The following is a 15,464-nucleotide window of genomic DNA, read 5'->3' as shown; positions in this document are numbered from 1 at the left end:
TCGTCAATCTCCGGACAAATCGTGGACATCTGGTATCTGGAGGTTTGAAGGCGGAGACACTACCGGTGAGGGGGTGTAGCCGTTGTCGCCCACGTTCGCACAGGAGGTCCGCCGCCTGCGCAAGGAGCGCGGGTACTCACTCACCCGGATGACCGGTCTCGTGCCGTACAGCAAGGGCTACCTCAGCAAGATCGAGAACGGCCAGGTGCACCCCCACCCCGAGATGGCCAGGGTTCTCGACGACGCGCTGCAGGCCGACGGCCGCCTGATCGAGCTGGCCGACGCCCCGGCCCGCCCGATCCCCAGTGACCACACCACTTTGCTCACCTACGACGCGATGTTCGAGCAGCATCGCGCGCTGGGTCACCGGCTCAGTCCCGACGTGGTGCTGCTCGGCGGGCTGCGTTCTCAGGTCGACCTGCTGAGCTCGATGGCCCGCTCCGCCGACGATCCCGGTCTCGGCCGCGGTCTGTGGTTGCTGGCGGCGCGATACGCCGAGTACGCGGGCTGGATGGAACAGGAGCGCGGCGACGACGCCTCGGCCGTCGAACTGACCAAGCGAGCTGTCCAGTACGCCGCGAAGGGCGGTGACCTGGAACTGGAGGCCTGGGCGTTCGTGCGGGCGGCCGAGTTCGCCCTGTACCGGGGGGATGCCAGGGCGACGGTCCACTACGCCCGGCGCGCGAGCAAGTCCCGCTTCACCGCCGTGCAGGCCGCAGCGGCCCAACGCGAAGCTCACGGCTACGCGTTGGCGGGTGCCGCCGACCTCTGCCTGGGCGCACTGGACCGCGCCGCCGAACTCCAGTACGCGGTCAGTCAATCCCCTTACGGCTCAACGAGCCTGCTCGACCAGGTCGCCGTCGCACGGGCGTGGTCCTACTACGACCTGGGCCGGCACGCCGAAGCCGCCGCCATCCTGGACGCACAGATGCCGCTGATCGCGCCCACCGCGTTACGCGCGCGCACCCGCTTCGGGCTGCGCCGTGCTCTCGCACACGCCGCGGCGGGCGACGTCGACCACGCCTGCAAACTGGTCGAGGATCTGCTGGACGACATCCGCCAGGTGCAGTCCGCGACCGTGCACATCGACCTCACGGCGTTCAGCAAGCTGTTGTCGCAGCTGCGTCCGGCGGCGGGCCGCGAGGTGGCCCGCGAGATCAACGACATCCTGTTCGCCTGAGCCGCGCTACCCGGCCGCGCGGTCCTCCCGTTCCAGCTTCTCCGCCATCTCGAGCCACGCCTCGGCGCACCCGCGGGCCATGTCCGCCACCAGTTCCCGGCAGTGCGACGGCACCCCGGACACCACCGAGGTCCAGTCCCCCTGCGACACGGCGTGCGCCTCCAGCCACCGCAGCACGTGCCGGCCGTGTTCGTTGAACCGCAACGACGGATCCCGCCGCAGGATCGGCAGGGTGGCGTGCGGCGGCCGGACCTCGGCGCGCGGCGCCGGCACCTCGGTCTCGGTCCGTTCCGCGGCGCGCATCCGCTCTGGCACCGGGTCGAGGCCCGCGGACAGCCGCCGCCGGACGTCGCGGACGGTGCCCGGCGACACCCCGGCCGCCCTGGCGATGTCGCGCAACGACGCCTCGGGCCGTTCCGAGATCATCTGCCCGGCCAGCCGGCGTCCGGCGGCGGAGTTGAGCGGGCGGACCTTGCCGTCGCGGCCGACCCGCACCTCGGCGCGGCCGCCGACCGCGCGCCGCAGCACGCCGACGGACTTGGCCGCGAGACCGGTCGAAGCCGCGATGGCGCGGTCCGACCACTGCGGGTGCGAGCGCAGCAGCCGCCGCACCGCCGCCTCGCGGTCGGCGGTCGACAGCGTGGAGATGTTGGCGGACACGGACAGGACGAACACGTCCTCGACCGGCCCGCCGACGTACTCGACCTCGACGGCACGCCTGCCGCGCAACACGGCCGCACGCAGGCGATGCATGCCGTCGACGACCTTCATCGTCGGGCGGTGCACCACGATCGCGGGCAGTGAGGCGTCCGACGACGCCAGTGAACGAACGAACTCCTCGCTGCAGCCACCAAGTCGCGGCGAATCCGCGGGCTGCAGCACGTCGATGTCAACGAGCATGCGAAATCAAGCCCCCCAGGCTGATCGCGTCCCCTCCGACCCCCAGATGGTCAAGGACGACCTGGGCAGGTTATCCAGTTCATCACCGCGAACGCCACTCGATCGCGGGACAAACGTCCATCACCATCCGCAACCCGGCGTCCTTCGCCCGTCGGTACGCCTCGTCGTCGACCACGCCGAGCTGGAACCACACGGCCTTCGCGCCGATCGCGACGGCCTCGTCCACGAACTGGCCGGCGTCCTCCGAACGGCGGAACACGTCCACGACGTCGACGGAGAACGGGATGTCCGCCAGCGTCGCGTACCCCTGCTCACCGTGCACGGTCTCGGCCGACGGGTGCACCGGCACGATCTTCTTGCCGCGCTGCTGCAGGAATCGCGCGACGCCGTGAGCCGCGCGGGACGGGTTGTCCGCGAGCCCCACGACGGCCCAGACCTGGCAGTTCTCGAGGATCCAGTCGACGTCTTCGCGCATGGACCCAGCGTAACCGCGCACCCAATGGTGTGATGGCGGTCACATTCGGCCGACGCTCGTCGAAACGCGGCTCCGCCGATCGACGGCTAGGTAGAAACGCACCGGACAGACACCGGACACGAGGAGATCGAGATGCGGTTCATGGTCATCGTCAAGGCGAACGAGGACACCGAGAACAGCGTCATGCCCACGGCCGAAGAGCTCGCCGCGATGGGGAACTACAACGAGGAGCTGGTGAAGGCCGGCGTGATGCTCGCGGGTGACGGCCTCTACCCGAGCGACAAGGGCGCGCGGGTGGCGTTCGACGCGAAGGGCGGGACGACGGTCATCGACGGGCCGTTCACCGAGGCCAAGGAGCTGATCGCGGGCTTCTGGATCTGGGAGCTGCCGTCCCTGCAGGACGCCGTGGAGTGGCTGAAGAAGGCGCCGTTCCAGGCCGGCGAGGTCGAGATCCGGCAGATCCACGGCCCCGAGGCGTTCGCGGACATCGTCACGCCGGAGATCCAGGCGCAGGAGGACCGCCTCCGCGACCAGATCGCCGCCCAGAACAAGTGAACCGGCACTCGGCCGAACCGTCCTCAGTGGACGAATAGGTGTCAGCGGCCGCGACGGGGTTTCGCGCGCTTGGCGGGCTGCTTCTTCTGCTGGGCCGCGGGTCCCCGTCGCTGTTGCTGCTTGGCCGGCTGTGCCTTCTTCTGCACGGGCTCCGGGCCGCGGGTGCTGTTGACCGTGCGCCCGCGGACGATGCCGATCATGTGCTCGACCAGCTCGGGGTTCTCGTCGCGGATCGGGAACGACAGCGCGACGCGGGACTGCGGCGCGTCGCGCAGCGGCACGTACTTGAGGTCCTTGCGGTGGTGCAGCCGCGCGAGCGACTGCGGCACGACCAGCATGCCGACGCCGGCGGCCACGATCTGAACGGCGTCCGCGGTGGTCTCCGGGCGTTCGACGGGCGGCTGGCCGGGCCGCGCGGCCCAGTCGAGCGTGTCGTCGAGCGGCTGCCACAGGACGTGCGGCGCGAGGTCCTCAAGGGACAGTTCGTCGGCCGCGGCGAACTCGTGGTCCTTGGGGAACACGACCACGCTCGTCTCGGTGTAGAGCGGGATCGCGTGCAGGTCCTCGCGGTCGCCGGGCAGCCTGAGCAGCGCGGCGTCGGCCTCGCCGGACCGCACCATCTGCGCGGCTTCGGCGGCGGTCACCTGCACGAGGGTCAACTCGGTCTCCGGCAGGCGTTCCTGCCAGACCCGTGCCCACTTGCCCGGCGTCACGCCTGGGACGTACGCGAGCGTGAACGATCCGGTCACGTGCTGAGGCTACCGGACGAGCCGGTTACCCTTTTCGCATGAAGTCGCAGCAGACCATGAAGCCCGCCACCGCCGCCAAGAAGCTCGGCGTGTACCTCGAGGCGACGCCCGAGGAGTTCCAGGCGGGTGTCGTCTCGCGCGACGAGCTCAACGACCTGCAGGCCAACCCGCCGCAGTGGCTGGCGGACCTGCGGCGCAACGGCCCGCACCCCAAGCAGCTCATCGCGCAGAAGCTGGGCATCTCGACGTCCGGCCTGGTCCGCGCCGGCATCACCGACGCACTGACCACCGAGCAGATCAACGCGATCAAGGACGAGAACCCGGACTGGCTGGTCCGCGAGCGCGCCACCTACAAGGAGTTCAAGGCCGAGGAGGCGCGGCTCGCGGAGAAGGCGCGCCTCGAAGAGGAAGACGAGTCCTGATCTCCGGCTGAACTCAGCCCAGGACGAAGGGGATCTCCATCCCACCCAGTTCGGCGCGCTCCGCCTCGGTCGGGGCGCGCCTTCCCGTTCCCACCAGCAGCACGTCCGTGGACGACCACGAAACGGGGAACGGGCCGGCGATCTGTTCCAGCATCTCGCGGCACCGGGCCAGGGGTTCCGCGGGCGGGCCGGCCAGGTGCGGCAGGTGCCGAACGAGGTCGAGGTGGTGCAGCGTCCACTCCCAGACGTACGCGCCCAGGTAGCCGGACGTGCACAGCACCATGTCCTGGGTGCCGACCTTGAGCGTCGGATCGGCGAGCCCGGCGGCCCGCAACGCCGCCTGTCCCACGTCGTCGACGTGGTGCTTCAACATCCACGGCTCGCCGTAGGCCGCGGCGAGCCGGACGGTCAGTGCCGCCAGCGGATCGTCAGACGGCTCATGTGAGACCTTCCAGTACGTGACGGCGTCGTGCGTCACGGCGTCCGCGGTCGGCGTCACCAGCGTGATCAGCACGTCCTGCGCGTCGATCACGAAGTGGCACACCAGATCCCGCACCAGCCAGCCCTCACATCCGGACGGCTGGGCGAAGTCCTCGTCCGTCAGCGAGCCGACCGTCGTGAGAAGTGCCCCCAGGGAAAGCGAAAAAAGGTCCACAACCGCAAACTACAGCGGCTGTGAAGGCCGGACCGGGCGTCCGGCACCGTTCGGGCTGAGGAAACGCTTGGGAACGGTTAGGTTGGTCGGCATGGGCAAGTCCCCGGCTGTGGAGCTCGAGGTGGAGGACCGCGTCGTGCGGATCTCCAACCCCGACCGCGTCTACTTTCCCGCGCGCGGCGAGACGAAACTGGATCTCGCGAACTACTACCTGTCCGTCGGTGACGGTATCGTCCGCGCGCTGCGGGAACGGCCGTGCATGCTGCACCGCTTTCCCGAGGGCGTGACCGGCGAGAAGGTGCACCAGAAAAGGCTTCCGCACGGCGCACCGCCGTGGGTGCGGACCGTGCGAGTGCACTTTCCGCGCTACAACCGCCACGCGGACGAACTCTGCGTCACGCACGTCGCCGACGTGATCTGGGCCGTGCAGATGTCCACTGTGGAGTTTCACCCGTGGAACTCGCGCGCGGCCGACACCGAGAAGCCCGACGAGTGGCGCATCGACCTCGATCCCGGCCCCACGTGCACGTTCGACCGGGTCAAAAGGGTGGCGGGCGTGGTGCGGGAGGTGCTCGCGGAACTCGGCGCGGTCGGGTTCCCGAAGACGTCCGGCAGCAAGGGCCTGCACGTCTACGTGCGGATCAAGCCGGACTTCGGCCACCAGGACGTGCGGACGGCGGCGCTGGCGTTCGCCCGCGAGGTCGAACGGCGCGCGCCCGACGACGTCGAGACCACGTGGTGGCGCAAGGACCGCGATCCGGCGCTGGTTTTCGTGGACTACAACCAGAACGCCCGCGACCACACGATCGCCTCGGCCTATTCGGTGCGCGGGTATCCCGAGGCCACGGTGTCGACGCCGATCCGCTGGGACGAGATCCCGGACGTCGACCCGCGCGACTTCACCATCGCCACCGTGCCGAAGCGCTTCGCCGAACTGGGCGACCTGCACGCCGGCATCGACGATGCGGTGTGGTCGATCGAACCTCTGTTGGAATGGGCTGCCCGAGACGAACTCGAGGTTCCTGATGAACAGTGAGGCCATGAAGTTCTCCTCGCTCGACCAGCCGCTGTTCGGTGGCACGATCAAGGGTGACCTGGTCGAGTACCTGGACTTCGTCGCCGATCGGTTCGTGCCGGTGCTCGCCGGGCGGCCGCTGTCGGTGTGGCGGATCCTGCCCAGAAAGGGATCCCAGGGCGGCCAGGACCCGTTCATGCAGAAGAACGTTCCCAAGTACACGCCGGACTACGTCAAGACCGTCGAGGTCTGGGCCGAGGCGTCGCACCGCAAGATCAAGTACGCGCTGTGCGACGACAAGCAGACGCTCATGTGGTTCGCGAACCAGCGCGCGGTCGAGTACCACGTACCTCTATTCCTGGGTGACCACCAGACGCACATGGTGCTCGACATCGACCCGCCGGAGGGCTCCGGTTTCGACGTGGTGGTCGAGTCGGCGTTCCTGATCCGCGAGGCACTGGCCCAGGCCGGTCTGGACGGCGCGATCAAGACCAGCGGCGCCAAGGGCGTGCACATCTTCGTGCCGCTGGAGCAGCACGACCCCGACGACGTGGCCGCGGCGACGCGGGCGGTGGCCGCGCGGGCGGAGAAGCTCAACCCGGAGATCGCCACCACCGCCTACATCCGGGCCGATCGGGAAGGGAAGGTGTTCCTCGACTCGACGCGCGCCTGGGGTGCCACGGTCGTCGCCGCCTACAGCCCGCGCCTGCGCGAGGGCCTGCCGATCTCGTTCCCGGTGCCGTGGGACTCGCTGCGCGACGTGACCCCGGCCGACTTCACCGTCCGGACCAGGTTCGACGGCGACCCGTGGACGTCGCTGATGCCTGCGCCGCAACGCCTGCCGGACGACCTGATCGCGCAGGGCCACACCATCCCGGTCGCGCGGGTGGTCGCGATGCACGAGGGCAAGCGACGCAAGAATCAGCGCGAACGCGAGAAGTAGGCGACGATCGCGGCCGCCAGCGGCAACGTCACGTGGGCGACGGTCGTGAACGACGGTTCGTTGGCGGACACGTACTCGTTGGCGCGCACGAGCAGTCCCGCGGCAACAGCGAGATACCCAGCAAATCTGGCTGTGCCACCGGTCAACGCGGCGATCAACGGGACCACGACCAGTCCGGCCAGGCTCGCTTGGGTGACGAACAGCGGGGCGTCCGTCAGGTGCAGGACCGCGTCCAGGAGCAGCAGGACCGGTGCGATCGCGCTGCCCCACGCCCGTTCGTGCCAGGTCCGGTAGCCCGCGAGCGCGACGAGACCGGCTGCCGCGATCAGGAACACCACGTCCTGTCCGTCACCGCTGATCGTCGCCAGCTCGTCGGCCCCCGACGCGACCACGACGAGGCCGGCCGCACCTAGCGCGCCACCTGCCGCCGCGAGCCACCACGGGCTGGCCTGGAAGGCGACCGCGACGACCACCGCGGCGATCCCGAGCAGGAACCACGCATAGGTCCAGCCGCTGCCGCCGAGCAGACCGGTGAGACCAGCCAGCAGTCCGAGCGCGGCGCCGGGCACCCACGGGTGGTCGCGGCACACGAGCACGAACGTCGCCGCCACCAGCGCCCACGGCCACAACGAGCCGAACAGCCACGTACTCGGTGTGGCGTCGCCCAGGTGGCCGAGCACGCCGCCCGGGACGGACACGAGACCGACCAGCAGCAGCGCCAGCGCGAGGCCCGCGACGACGCGGGGCAGGGCGGCCCTGATGTTCTCCGGCGAGGCGACGAACCCGGCCGAGGCGGCTGACGTCGGCGGTGCCGGCCTGGCGATGGGACCGGACGCGGCCGAGCCGGAGCCGGACGCGGTGCGCACGGTCCGCCGCACGTCCTGGCCGCCGGCCGAACCGGACACAGCGGAGTCGGACACGGCCGAACCGGACAGGGCCGAGCCGGACGCAGCTGAACCAGACCGGACCGAGCCGGACGCAGCCGAACCAGATGTGGCCGATTCAGTCGCAACCTGACGGGAGGCGGCCGAGCCGGTCGCAGCCTGACCGGACGCTGCCGAGCCAGACGCTGCCGAAGCAATCCTGGTCTGCCGGGATCCCCCGCCTCGCCTGACACCGTCTTCATCGCGGCCTTCATCGCGCGAACCACCCACACCGCCGCCGGTCGCCGCACCCGCGCTCGACTTCGCCGGAGTGTCAGACCCGCTGAGTACCGTTGAACGCGGGGGTTCCCGATCGAGGGGGACGCCTGCGCGAGCCTGGCCGCGACCGGCCCCAGCCACAGCACTGGCCCCAGCCGCAGCACCCGGGCTCCCTGCCCGACCCGCCGAGGTAGGCGCCGACCCCGAGTGCCCGCCGAGGTTCGTCCACTCCCCTGTCTCTCCGTGCTCCCCCAACGCCTTGCGGGCCGCGGCCGCCACCATCCGGCTGTCGTCCTCCGCCAGCCGCCCCAACGCGAGCCGCGCCGCCAGCACCCGTCCCTCGTGCGCGACCGAAAGCATCCGGCGCAGCTCCGGAATCGCGCCCGCCCGCACGCCGGGCAGCGAGTGGTCGATGGCGTCCTGCAGTTCCGAGGGCAGCGGCGCGGGCACCGTGACCGGGCGGGCGCGGCGGGCGATGCGCAGGTCGCCGCGCACGTCGAGCATCCACTTGCCCGGGGTTTGGTGCGGTGTCACGCGGCGGACGCGGTCGTAGACGTATTCGTAGAGTTCGTCGAGGCCTACGTGGCCGTCCTGGTCGCGGTCGGCGTCGCCGGATTCCAGGCCCTCGACCAGGGCCGAGGTGAACACGGACGGTTCGCCTTCGGAGGTGTCGGCCACCGAGGCTCCCTCGAAGGCGTATTCCATGGCCGACGAGGCGGTGATGACGGCTCGGCCGCTGCCGCCGAACTGTTCCTCGATGCCCACGGAACCGCCGGCGCGGGCGACCATGCCCCGGCCGAACGCGCCGGAGTAGCAGCAGTCCAGCAGCAGCACGATGCGGCGCGAGCGGGAGCGGTTCATGCGGCGGGCCACGAAGTCGGCGGACACGGCGGTGCCGGCCAGGCGGGACAGTTTGGTGCCCGAGGTCGCGAAGTGGAGTTCGCCCGCCTCGTCTTTCACGCCGTGGCCGGAGAAGTGCAGGACCAGGAGGTCGTCGGGTTCGCGGTCGGCGAAGAAGTCCTCGACGGCCTCGTTCACCTCGGCGGCCGAGGTGTTGATCAGGGTGCGGACGTCGAAGCCGCCGATGCGCGGGTCGGCGAGGACCTCGCCGAGGCGGGCGGCGTCGTGGGCGGGGGCGCGCAGCGAGGACAGGCCGGGGTCGGCGAACTCGTAGCTGGCGATGATCAACGCGTAGCGGTGCAGGTGGCGGCCCAGCCAGGCGGACCGCTGGGCGAGCTCGGCTTGCGAGGGGGCGCCGGTGAGTTCCAGGGTGTCGCCGTCGGCTTCGATGGTCACGGAACGTTCGCGGCGCTGGCCGAGCCACGAGGACACGGCGTTGATCAGGGCGGCCAGGACGGTGGACTGGGACACCGTGGTCAGCAGGGTGCCCAGCTCGTTCAGGTCGAGGGCTTTGGCTCCTTCGGGAGCGGCGACGGGAACTCCGGAGACAGCGGCGAACTCCTGGAGCTCGGACCGCAGGAACGCGGTGAGCTCCTCGATGCGCTCGTCGTCGGCCCCGTCCTCGTGAACGCGCAGTGTGACGTCGGTCATAGCGGCCTCCTACGGAAGGAGGTCGTTCAGCAACCGCAAAGCATTACGACGGGTCTGAGCCTCGGAACGCACCCCACCACAGGCCCAGCACGGCGGCGACCACCGTCGCCGTGATCCAGCCGGTGAACCCGCTGCCGTCGAGGTAGGCCCAGAACATGCCGACGAACGGCGCCGGCACCATGAACACCGCGTCCACCCGCAGCTGGGCGAGCAAACCGCGTGGCGCCCGCGTCTCCGGGTCGGGCTGCGCGGGGTTGTCGAGACGCCGGCCCCGCGGGTGCTTCGTCACCGCCCGGCCGGACGGGTAGATCGTCACGCCGTCCACCACGGCGACCCGGCCGCCGCGCAGCTCGACGTCGACCGGCGACGGCAGCGTCACGAGCACCGGGTCGTAGAAGACGGGCAGCCACCGCTCGACCGGACCGTCGATCTCCAGCCACGACCGCACCATCAGCCCGGACTGCAACCGGATCCGCCGCACGGACACCGTGACCGGCTCGGCCCGCGCGGACCGAACGGCGAACAGCACTCGCACCACACCGGCAAGAACCACCAGCAACGCCACCGCCAGCGAGAACGTCACCCCGCCCAGCGCGCGATCGGTCTCCAGGAACAGGTCCGAGCCGGGAATCACGGCACGGGACGGGTCCGCGGGATCGAACGCCACCTGCGTCTGCCGCCCCACGTACCGTGCGCCGTCCTCGTACGGGACGCGCGCGGAACCCGACGGCCAGCGCACCTCGACGGAACCGTCCGAATAGGACACGACCGAGCCGACCTCGCGGGACGTCAGCGACGCCAGCTCGGCACGTGAGTCCGAATAGGACAGCCACGAGAACAGCCCGACCACGAGGCAGACGAACAGCACGATCGCCGTGGCGAGGACACCATGACGCAGCGCGCGGACCCTGGAACGCAACAAGAGAAGCTCCAAACAGAAAGAAACGGCCCGGCGGGGAAGCCCGCCGGGCCGTTCGACAGCTAACTACACATCACTCGGTGAAGCCCATGTGGATGTAGTCGTACGGACGGTTCGCGAACGCGACGGCACCCATGTTGGCGACGTTGCTCTTGATCGCGACCGCACCCGGCAGCTGGTACAGCGGCAGCTGGTGGCCCAGCTCCCAGATCTTCTTGTCGGCCTCGTTGGCGAGCGCGGCGCGCTTGGTGTCGTCGAGCTCACCGTTCGCCTGCTCGAGCAGCTTGTTGACCTCGTCCGAGCCGATGCGACCGTAGTTCTGGTTGGTCGCGGCCGGGTCGAGCGAGTAGATGCCCTTGCTGTCCGAGATCGGCGTGGCCGAGGACAGCCAGCGGAAGCCGGTCATGTCGAAGTTGCCGACGTTGACGAACTGCTTGAAGAAGTCGGTCGAAGGCACGGCCTGGATGTCGACCTTGGCGCCGATCTCCTTCAGCTGCGACTGCACGAGCTTCGCGATCTGGTCGGAAACGGGGTTCGGCGTCGGGATGACGTACCGGACGACCAGTTCCTTGCCGTCCTTCTTGCGGGTCTCACCCTCGAGCTTCCAGCCCAGCTCGTCGAGCTGCTTCTTCGCGGCTTCCTTGTCGAACGACGCGACGGCCGAGTTGTCCTTGTACTCCTTCGTGCCGAGCAGGAAGAAGTGGTTACCGGTGACCTGCGCGTCGCCCTTGAGCATCTGGCCGAGCAGCGCCTTGGCGACGACCTTGGTGTCGATACCGCGCATCAGCGCGACGCGGAGCTTCGCGTCCTTGAGGATCGAGGAGTCCGCACCGTTGAACGTGATGTGCGAGTAGTCCGGCGTGATCGCCTGACGGATCGTCACACCCTGCATCGACTTGGCCCGCGTGAAGTTGTCGACGCTGGAGCCGATGTCGAAGAAGTCGATCTGGCCGTTGGCGAGCGCGTCCGCGAGCGCGGTGCGGTCGACCTGGCGGAACGTGATCTTCTCCAGCTTCGGCTTCTCACCCCACCACGCGGGGTCGCGCACGACGGTCACGAGCTTGCCGGTGCGGTCGATCGTGCCGATCTTGAACGGACCGGCGGTGATCTTCGGCGCGTCGGCCCAGCCCTTGTTGAACTCCTCGGCCGAGGCGGACATCGCCTTCGGGTAGAGGGGCGAGAAGATGCCCTTCCACTCGGCGAACTTCTTCTTGAACGTCACCTTGACGTCCTGGTCGGTCGCGCCCTTCTCGACCTTCTCGATGTCCTCGTAGCCGGTGCTGCCGGCGACCTCGTAGGCCTTGTCGGTCCCGTTGAGGGACTTCCACATGGCCTCGAAGTCCTCCCAGGACAGCGCCTTGCCGTCCGACCACTTGGCCTTCGAGTTGATCTTGAACTCGAGGACCTGCGGGTCGCTGGACGCGAGCTTGACGTCGTCGAGGTAGTCCTTGTTGACCTCGATCGTCGAGTCGGGCAGCTGCTTGTACAGGTTCGGCATCATCGTGTCGATCATGCGACGACCGTCGGCGTTGGTGCCGTCGAGCTGGTTGTAGTTCCAGTTGTCCGGCAACTGGTCGACGGGCCAGCGGAACTCGCCGCCGTCCTTGACCTTGGACGCGTCCTGCGGGTTGATGTCCGCCTGACCGACCGTGCCCTCAGACCCCTTGAGCCCGGAGTCAGTCTTGCTGGGCCCCCCACACGCGGTAAGCGTGAGGGCGATCGCGGCCAGCGCGGTCACTCCCACCTTGGTACGTCGACTCACTGTCGTGAACCTCCCTCGTGCCCGGACACCAGTTGCCGGGGACACTGTTCCTTCGTGCTCGCAGGTCTCTTCTGAGGCGACGGATGCATCAGAGGACCTGACGGATCTGGGCGAAGTGGCAGGCGGCCTCGTGGTCGGGGGCCTGCACCTCGCGCGGCGGTTCCAGCTCGATGCACGTGCGCTGCTTCTCGGGCGGCAGCGACGCGTGCAGGAAGCACCGGGTGCGGAACCGGCAGCCGGACGGCGGGTTCGCCGGGCTCGGCAGGTCGCCGGTGAGGAGAATCCTCTCCCGCTGGCGTTCCTTGACGGGGTCGGGGATCGGGATCGCCGACAGCAGTGCCTGCGTGTACGGGTGGCGCGGTGCGTCGAACACCGAGTCCACCTCGCCGATCTCGACGATCTTCCCCAGGTACATCACGGCCACCCGGTCCGCGATGTGGCGCACCACCGACAGGTCGTGCGCGACGAACAGGTAAGCCAGGCCCAGCTTGGACTTGAGCTCCTCCAGCAGGTTGATGACACCCGCCTGGATGGACACATCCAGCGCCGACACCGGCTCGTCGAGCACGACGAGCTTCGGTTCGAGCGCGAGGGCCCGCGCGATGCCGATGCGCTGACGCTGACCGCCGGAGAACTCACCGGGGTAGCGCGACAGCTGCTCGGGACGCAGGCCCACGAGCCGCATCAGCTCCGGCACGCGCCGGTTGATCGCGTCCTTGCTATAGCCGTGAACCTGCATCGGCTCGGCGATGACGTCGTTGATCGTGAGGCGAGGGTCGAGCGAGGCCATCGGGTCCTGGAAGACCACCGACATGTCGCGGCGGATCTCGAAGCGGCGCTTCGAGTCCAAAGAGGACACGTTGGTGCCGAGGACCGAGATCTCGCCGCCCATCGGCTTTTCCAGGCCGAGGATCTCCATCAGTGTCGTGGTCTTGCCACAACCGGACTCGCCGACCAGGCCGAGGGTCTCGCCCTCGCGGATGTCGAACGTGATGCCCGCGACCGCGTGCACGGTGCCGACGCGGCGCTTGAACACCACGCCCTTGTTGACCGCGTACTCCTTGACCACGTGGTCGAGCCCCAGCACGATGTCGCGCTGCTCGCGCGGCACCTTGGCGATCTCGGGCTCTTCGACGACCTCGGCACCGAAGATCTCGGCGGCGGCCTCCGCGCCCTCGGCGTCGGTCGCGGCGATCTCGCCGGTCCTGATGCACGCGGCGTGGTGCTCGTCGGAGCCGTCGACCTCGATCAGCGGCGGCTCGGCGGTGTGGCAGGCGTCGACGACCATCGGGCAGCGCGGCGCGAACGGGCACCCCGGGGGGAGGTCCGTGAGCGACGGCGGCTGGCCGGTGATCGGGACGAGAGCCTGCTTCTCGCCGACGTCCAGGCGCGGGATCGAGCCGAGCAGGCCGAGCGTGTACGGCATGCGCGGCTGCTGGTAGATCTCGTCGACCTTGCCCTTTTCGACGGCACGGCCCGCGTACATGACCATCAGCCGGTCCGCGAACCCGGCGACGACGCCGAGGTCGTGGGTGATGATCACGATGCCCGCGCCGGTGACCTCCTGCGCGGTCTCGAGCAGCTGCAGCACCTGGGCCTGCACCGTCACGTCGAGCGCGGTGGTCGGCTCGTCGGCGATGATCAGGTCGGGGTCGTTGGCGATCGCCATGGCGATCACCGCGCGCTGCCGCATGCCGCCGGAGAACTCGTGCGGGAACGCCTTGGCGCGTTCGGCGGCGTTCGGGATGCCGACGAGGTCGAGCAGTTCGACCGCGCGCTTGGCGGCGGCCGCCTTGGACACGGCGCCCTTGCGGTGCACCAGGATCGCCTCGGCGATCTGGTCGCCGACGGTGTAGACCGGCGTGAGCGCGGACAGCGGGTCCTGGAACACCATCGAGATGCGCCGGCCGCGGATCTTCGACAGCTCCGAGTCGCCCCGGCCGATGAGCTCACGGCCCTGGAACTTGATGGAACCGGTGATGCGCGCCGACGAGGGCAGCAGGCCCATGACGGCGAGCGAGGACACGGACTTGCCGGACCCGGACTCGCCGACGATGCCGAGCACCTCGCCGGGCGAGACGTGGTAGCTCAGCCCGCGCACGGCCTGCACGCGGCCGGCCTCGCTCGGGAAGGACACGTGAAGGTCCTCGACCTGCAGAACCGGCCCCTCGACGACCGGGTCGGCCGGCACGTCGAACTGGATCTCCGAGGTGGTCATCAGGCGGCCTTCTCCTTGGTGTCCTTCTTCTCCTTGCGGCGCACGCGCGTGGAGGTGGGGTCGAGCGCGTCGCGCAACCCGTCGCCGACCCAGTTCACCGCCAGCACGAACACGACGAGGAAGCCCGCCGGGAACAGGAACAGCCACGGGAAGGTCGTCGCGGACTCGGCGTTGAGCCCGATCAGGGTGCCGAGCGAGACGTCGGGCGACTGGACGCCGAACCCGAAGTAGCTCAGGCCGGTCTCGGCGAGCACCGCCGAACCGACGTTGATGGTCGCGTCGATGATCAGTAGCGAGGCCATGTTCGGCACGATGTGCTTGGCGATGATGGTGCGCGCGGGCTGGCCCATGAACTTGGCCGCCTTCACGAACTCGCGCTCCTTCAGCGTCAGCGTCATCCCTCGCACGATGCGCGCGGTGATCATCCATTGGAACGCCGCCAGCATGATCACCAGCAGGAACCACGACTTGCCGCGGAACCACGGGCTCAGGATGGCGATGATCAGGAACGACGGCAACACGAGCAGCAGGTCGACCACCCACATGAGCGCCTTGTCGGCGGCACCCAGGAAGTAGCCGGCGGTCGCGCCGACGATCGCGGCCACGGTGGTCGAGATGAGCGCCACCAGCAAGCCGATCAGCAGCGACTTCTGCAGCCCGCGCATCGTCAGCGCGAACATGTCGGTACCGATCTTGTCGGTGCCGAAGATGTGGTCGGCGTACGGCGGTTCGAGGAACGCGCTGTAGTCCTGTGTGTCGTAACTCCACTTGGACAGGAAGGGGCCCACGAACGCCATCAGGTACATGCCCACGATGAGCACCAGGCCGACGAGCGCCAGCTTGTTGCGCATGAAGCGGATGAGCACGAGCCGGCCACGCGTCATCGCCTTGCCCGGTTCGGGCGCCGCGTCGACGGGGCTGCCGGAGGCGGCGCCGGTGGTTCCCGCGGAGTCGCCCTCGTTGAGGATCACGGTCACG

General features: G+C 69.3%; 14 protein-coding genes. 5 read left to right on the top strand and 9 right to left on the bottom strand.

The features are described from left to right. Positions 1–82: 82 nt before the first annotated feature. Positions 83–1,180: a helix-turn-helix domain-containing protein gene (locus G7043_RS16510; RefSeq protein ID WP_166046552.1), complete on the top strand. Its 1,098-nt coding sequence runs from the start codon at positions 83–85 to the stop codon at positions 1,178–1,180. Positions 1,181–1,186: 6 nt separating this feature from the next. Here G7043_RS16510 and G7043_RS16505 read toward each other — a convergent pair whose 3' ends face one another. Further along, entirely contained in the window at positions 1,187–2,080 is an 894-nt protein-coding gene (locus G7043_RS16505) for a ParB/RepB/Spo0J family partition protein (RefSeq protein ID WP_166046551.1), read from the bottom strand. Positions 2,081–2,162: 82 nt separating this feature from the next. After that, positions 2,163–2,555 carry a CoA-binding protein gene (locus tag G7043_RS16500; protein ID WP_166046550.1) on the bottom strand — a complete coding sequence of 131 codons (393 nt, stop codon included), beginning with the start codon at positions 2,553–2,555 and terminating at the stop codon, positions 2,163–2,165. Between the two features lie 132 nt (positions 2,556–2,687). Between G7043_RS16500 and G7043_RS16495 the strand changes: the two genes are divergently transcribed. Continuing rightward, positions 2,688–3,110, top strand: a complete 423-nt coding sequence (locus G7043_RS16495) for a YciI family protein (RefSeq protein ID WP_166046549.1) — start codon at positions 2,688–2,690, stop codon at positions 3,108–3,110. 41 nt (positions 3,111–3,151) lie between these two features. Here the strand turns inward: G7043_RS16495 and G7043_RS16490 are convergent, their stop codons facing one another. Further along, the gene (locus G7043_RS16490) at positions 3,152–3,859 is read right to left on the bottom strand and encodes a LysR family substrate-binding domain-containing protein (RefSeq protein ID WP_166046548.1); all 708 of its coding nucleotides are present in this window, start codon (positions 3,857–3,859) and stop codon (positions 3,152–3,154) included. A 56-nt stretch (positions 3,860–3,915) separates the two neighbouring features. Between G7043_RS16490 and G7043_RS16485 the strand changes: the two genes are divergently transcribed. Further along, positions 3,916–4,281 carry a DUF5997 family protein gene (locus tag G7043_RS16485; RefSeq protein ID WP_207311323.1) on the top strand — a complete coding sequence of 122 codons (366 nt, stop codon included), beginning with the start codon at positions 3,916–3,918 and terminating at the stop codon, positions 4,279–4,281. A 13-nt stretch (positions 4,282–4,294) separates the two neighbouring features. On the opposite strand, the gene G7043_RS16480 is transcribed toward G7043_RS16485, so the two are convergent. Then, entirely contained in the window at positions 4,295–4,936 is a 642-nt protein-coding gene (locus G7043_RS16480) for a maleylpyruvate isomerase N-terminal domain-containing protein (protein ID WP_166046546.1), read from the bottom strand. 91 nt (positions 4,937–5,027) lie between these two features. Between G7043_RS16480 and ligD the strand changes: the two genes are divergently transcribed. Next, entirely contained in the window at positions 5,028–5,972 is a 945-nt protein-coding gene (gene ligD / locus G7043_RS16475) for a non-homologous end-joining DNA ligase (protein WP_166046545.1), read from the top strand. A gap of 4 nt (positions 5,973–5,976) precedes the next feature. After that, positions 5,977–6,894 carry a DNA polymerase domain-containing protein gene (locus G7043_RS16470; RefSeq protein WP_390827183.1) on the top strand — a complete coding sequence of 306 codons (918 nt, stop codon included), beginning with the start codon at positions 5,977–5,979 and terminating at the stop codon, positions 6,892–6,894. Here G7043_RS16470 and G7043_RS16465 read toward each other — a convergent pair. The 5 genes from G7043_RS16465 to G7043_RS16445 all read right to left on the bottom strand — a co-directional run bounded on the left by G7043_RS16465 (position 6,873) and on the right by G7043_RS16445 (position 15,463). Next, positions 6,873–9,587 (bottom strand): effector-associated constant component EACC1, encoded by a 2,715-nt coding sequence (locus tag G7043_RS16465; protein WP_166046543.1) that lies wholly within the window; start codon positions 9,585–9,587, stop codon positions 6,873–6,875. The two genes, G7043_RS16470 and G7043_RS16465, sit on opposite strands and share 22 nt — an antisense overlap. 43 nt (positions 9,588–9,630) lie before the next feature. Continuing rightward, on the bottom strand, positions 9,631–10,509 hold the full coding sequence (locus G7043_RS16460; RefSeq protein ID WP_166046542.1) for a hypothetical protein: 879 nt from the start codon (positions 10,507–10,509) through the stop codon (positions 9,631–9,633). Positions 10,510–10,579: 70 nt separating this feature from the next. Continuing rightward, complete coding sequence (locus G7043_RS16455) at positions 10,580–12,268, bottom strand: ABC transporter family substrate-binding protein (RefSeq protein WP_313887915.1); 1,689 nt, start codon at positions 12,266–12,268, stop codon at positions 10,580–10,582. Between the two features lie 88 nt (positions 12,269–12,356). Beyond that, positions 12,357–14,486, bottom strand: a complete 2,130-nt coding sequence (locus G7043_RS16450; RefSeq protein WP_166046541.1) for an ABC transporter ATP-binding protein — start codon at positions 14,484–14,486, stop codon at positions 12,357–12,359. Next, positions 14,486–15,463: an ABC transporter permease gene (locus G7043_RS16445; RefSeq protein ID WP_313887914.1), complete on the bottom strand. Its 978-nt coding sequence runs from the start codon at positions 15,461–15,463 to the stop codon at positions 14,486–14,488. Before G7043_RS16445 ends, G7043_RS16450 begins: the two co-directional genes overlap by 1 nt. Position 15,464: the final 1 nt, after the last annotated feature.

Origin of the sequence: Lentzea alba, from assembly GCF_011067745.1 — a bacterium.
Classification (GTDB): Bacteria; Actinomycetota; Actinomycetes; order Mycobacteriales; family Pseudonocardiaceae; genus Lentzea; species Lentzea alba.
The sequence above is the reverse complement of the archived record's forward strand: the minus strand, read 5'-3'. Positions and strand labels throughout refer to the sequence as shown.

Bases quoted from the DNA above. Each gene is read 5' to 3' on its own strand.
- G7043_RS16505 (WP_166046551.1), bottom strand. From the start codon at position 2,080: ATGCTCGTTGACATCGACGTGCTGCAGCCCGCGGATTCGCCGCGACTT.
- G7043_RS16500 (WP_166046550.1), bottom strand. From the start codon at position 2,555: ATGCGCGAAGACGTCGACTGGATCCTCGAGAACTGCCAGGTCTGGGCC.
- G7043_RS16495 (WP_166046549.1), top strand. From the start codon at position 2,688: ATGCGGTTCATGGTCATCGTCAAGGCGAACGAGGACACCGAGAACAGC.
- G7043_RS16485 (WP_207311323.1), top strand. From the start codon at position 3,916: ATGAAGCCCGCCACCGCCGCCAAGAAGCTCGGCGTGTACCTCGAGGCG.
- ligD (WP_166046545.1), top strand. From the start codon at position 5,028: ATGGGCAAGTCCCCGGCTGTGGAGCTCGAGGTGGAGGACCGCGTCGTG.
- G7043_RS16470 (WP_390827183.1), top strand. From the start codon at position 5,977: ATGAAGTTCTCCTCGCTCGACCAGCCGCTGTTCGGTGGCACGATCAAG.
- G7043_RS16465 (WP_166046543.1), bottom strand. From the start codon at position 9,587: ATGACCGACGTCACACTGCGCGTTCACGAGGACGGGGCCGACGACGAG.
- G7043_RS16450 (WP_166046541.1), bottom strand. From the start codon at position 14,486: ATGACCACCTCGGAGATCCAGTTCGACGTGCCGGCCGACCCGGTCGTC.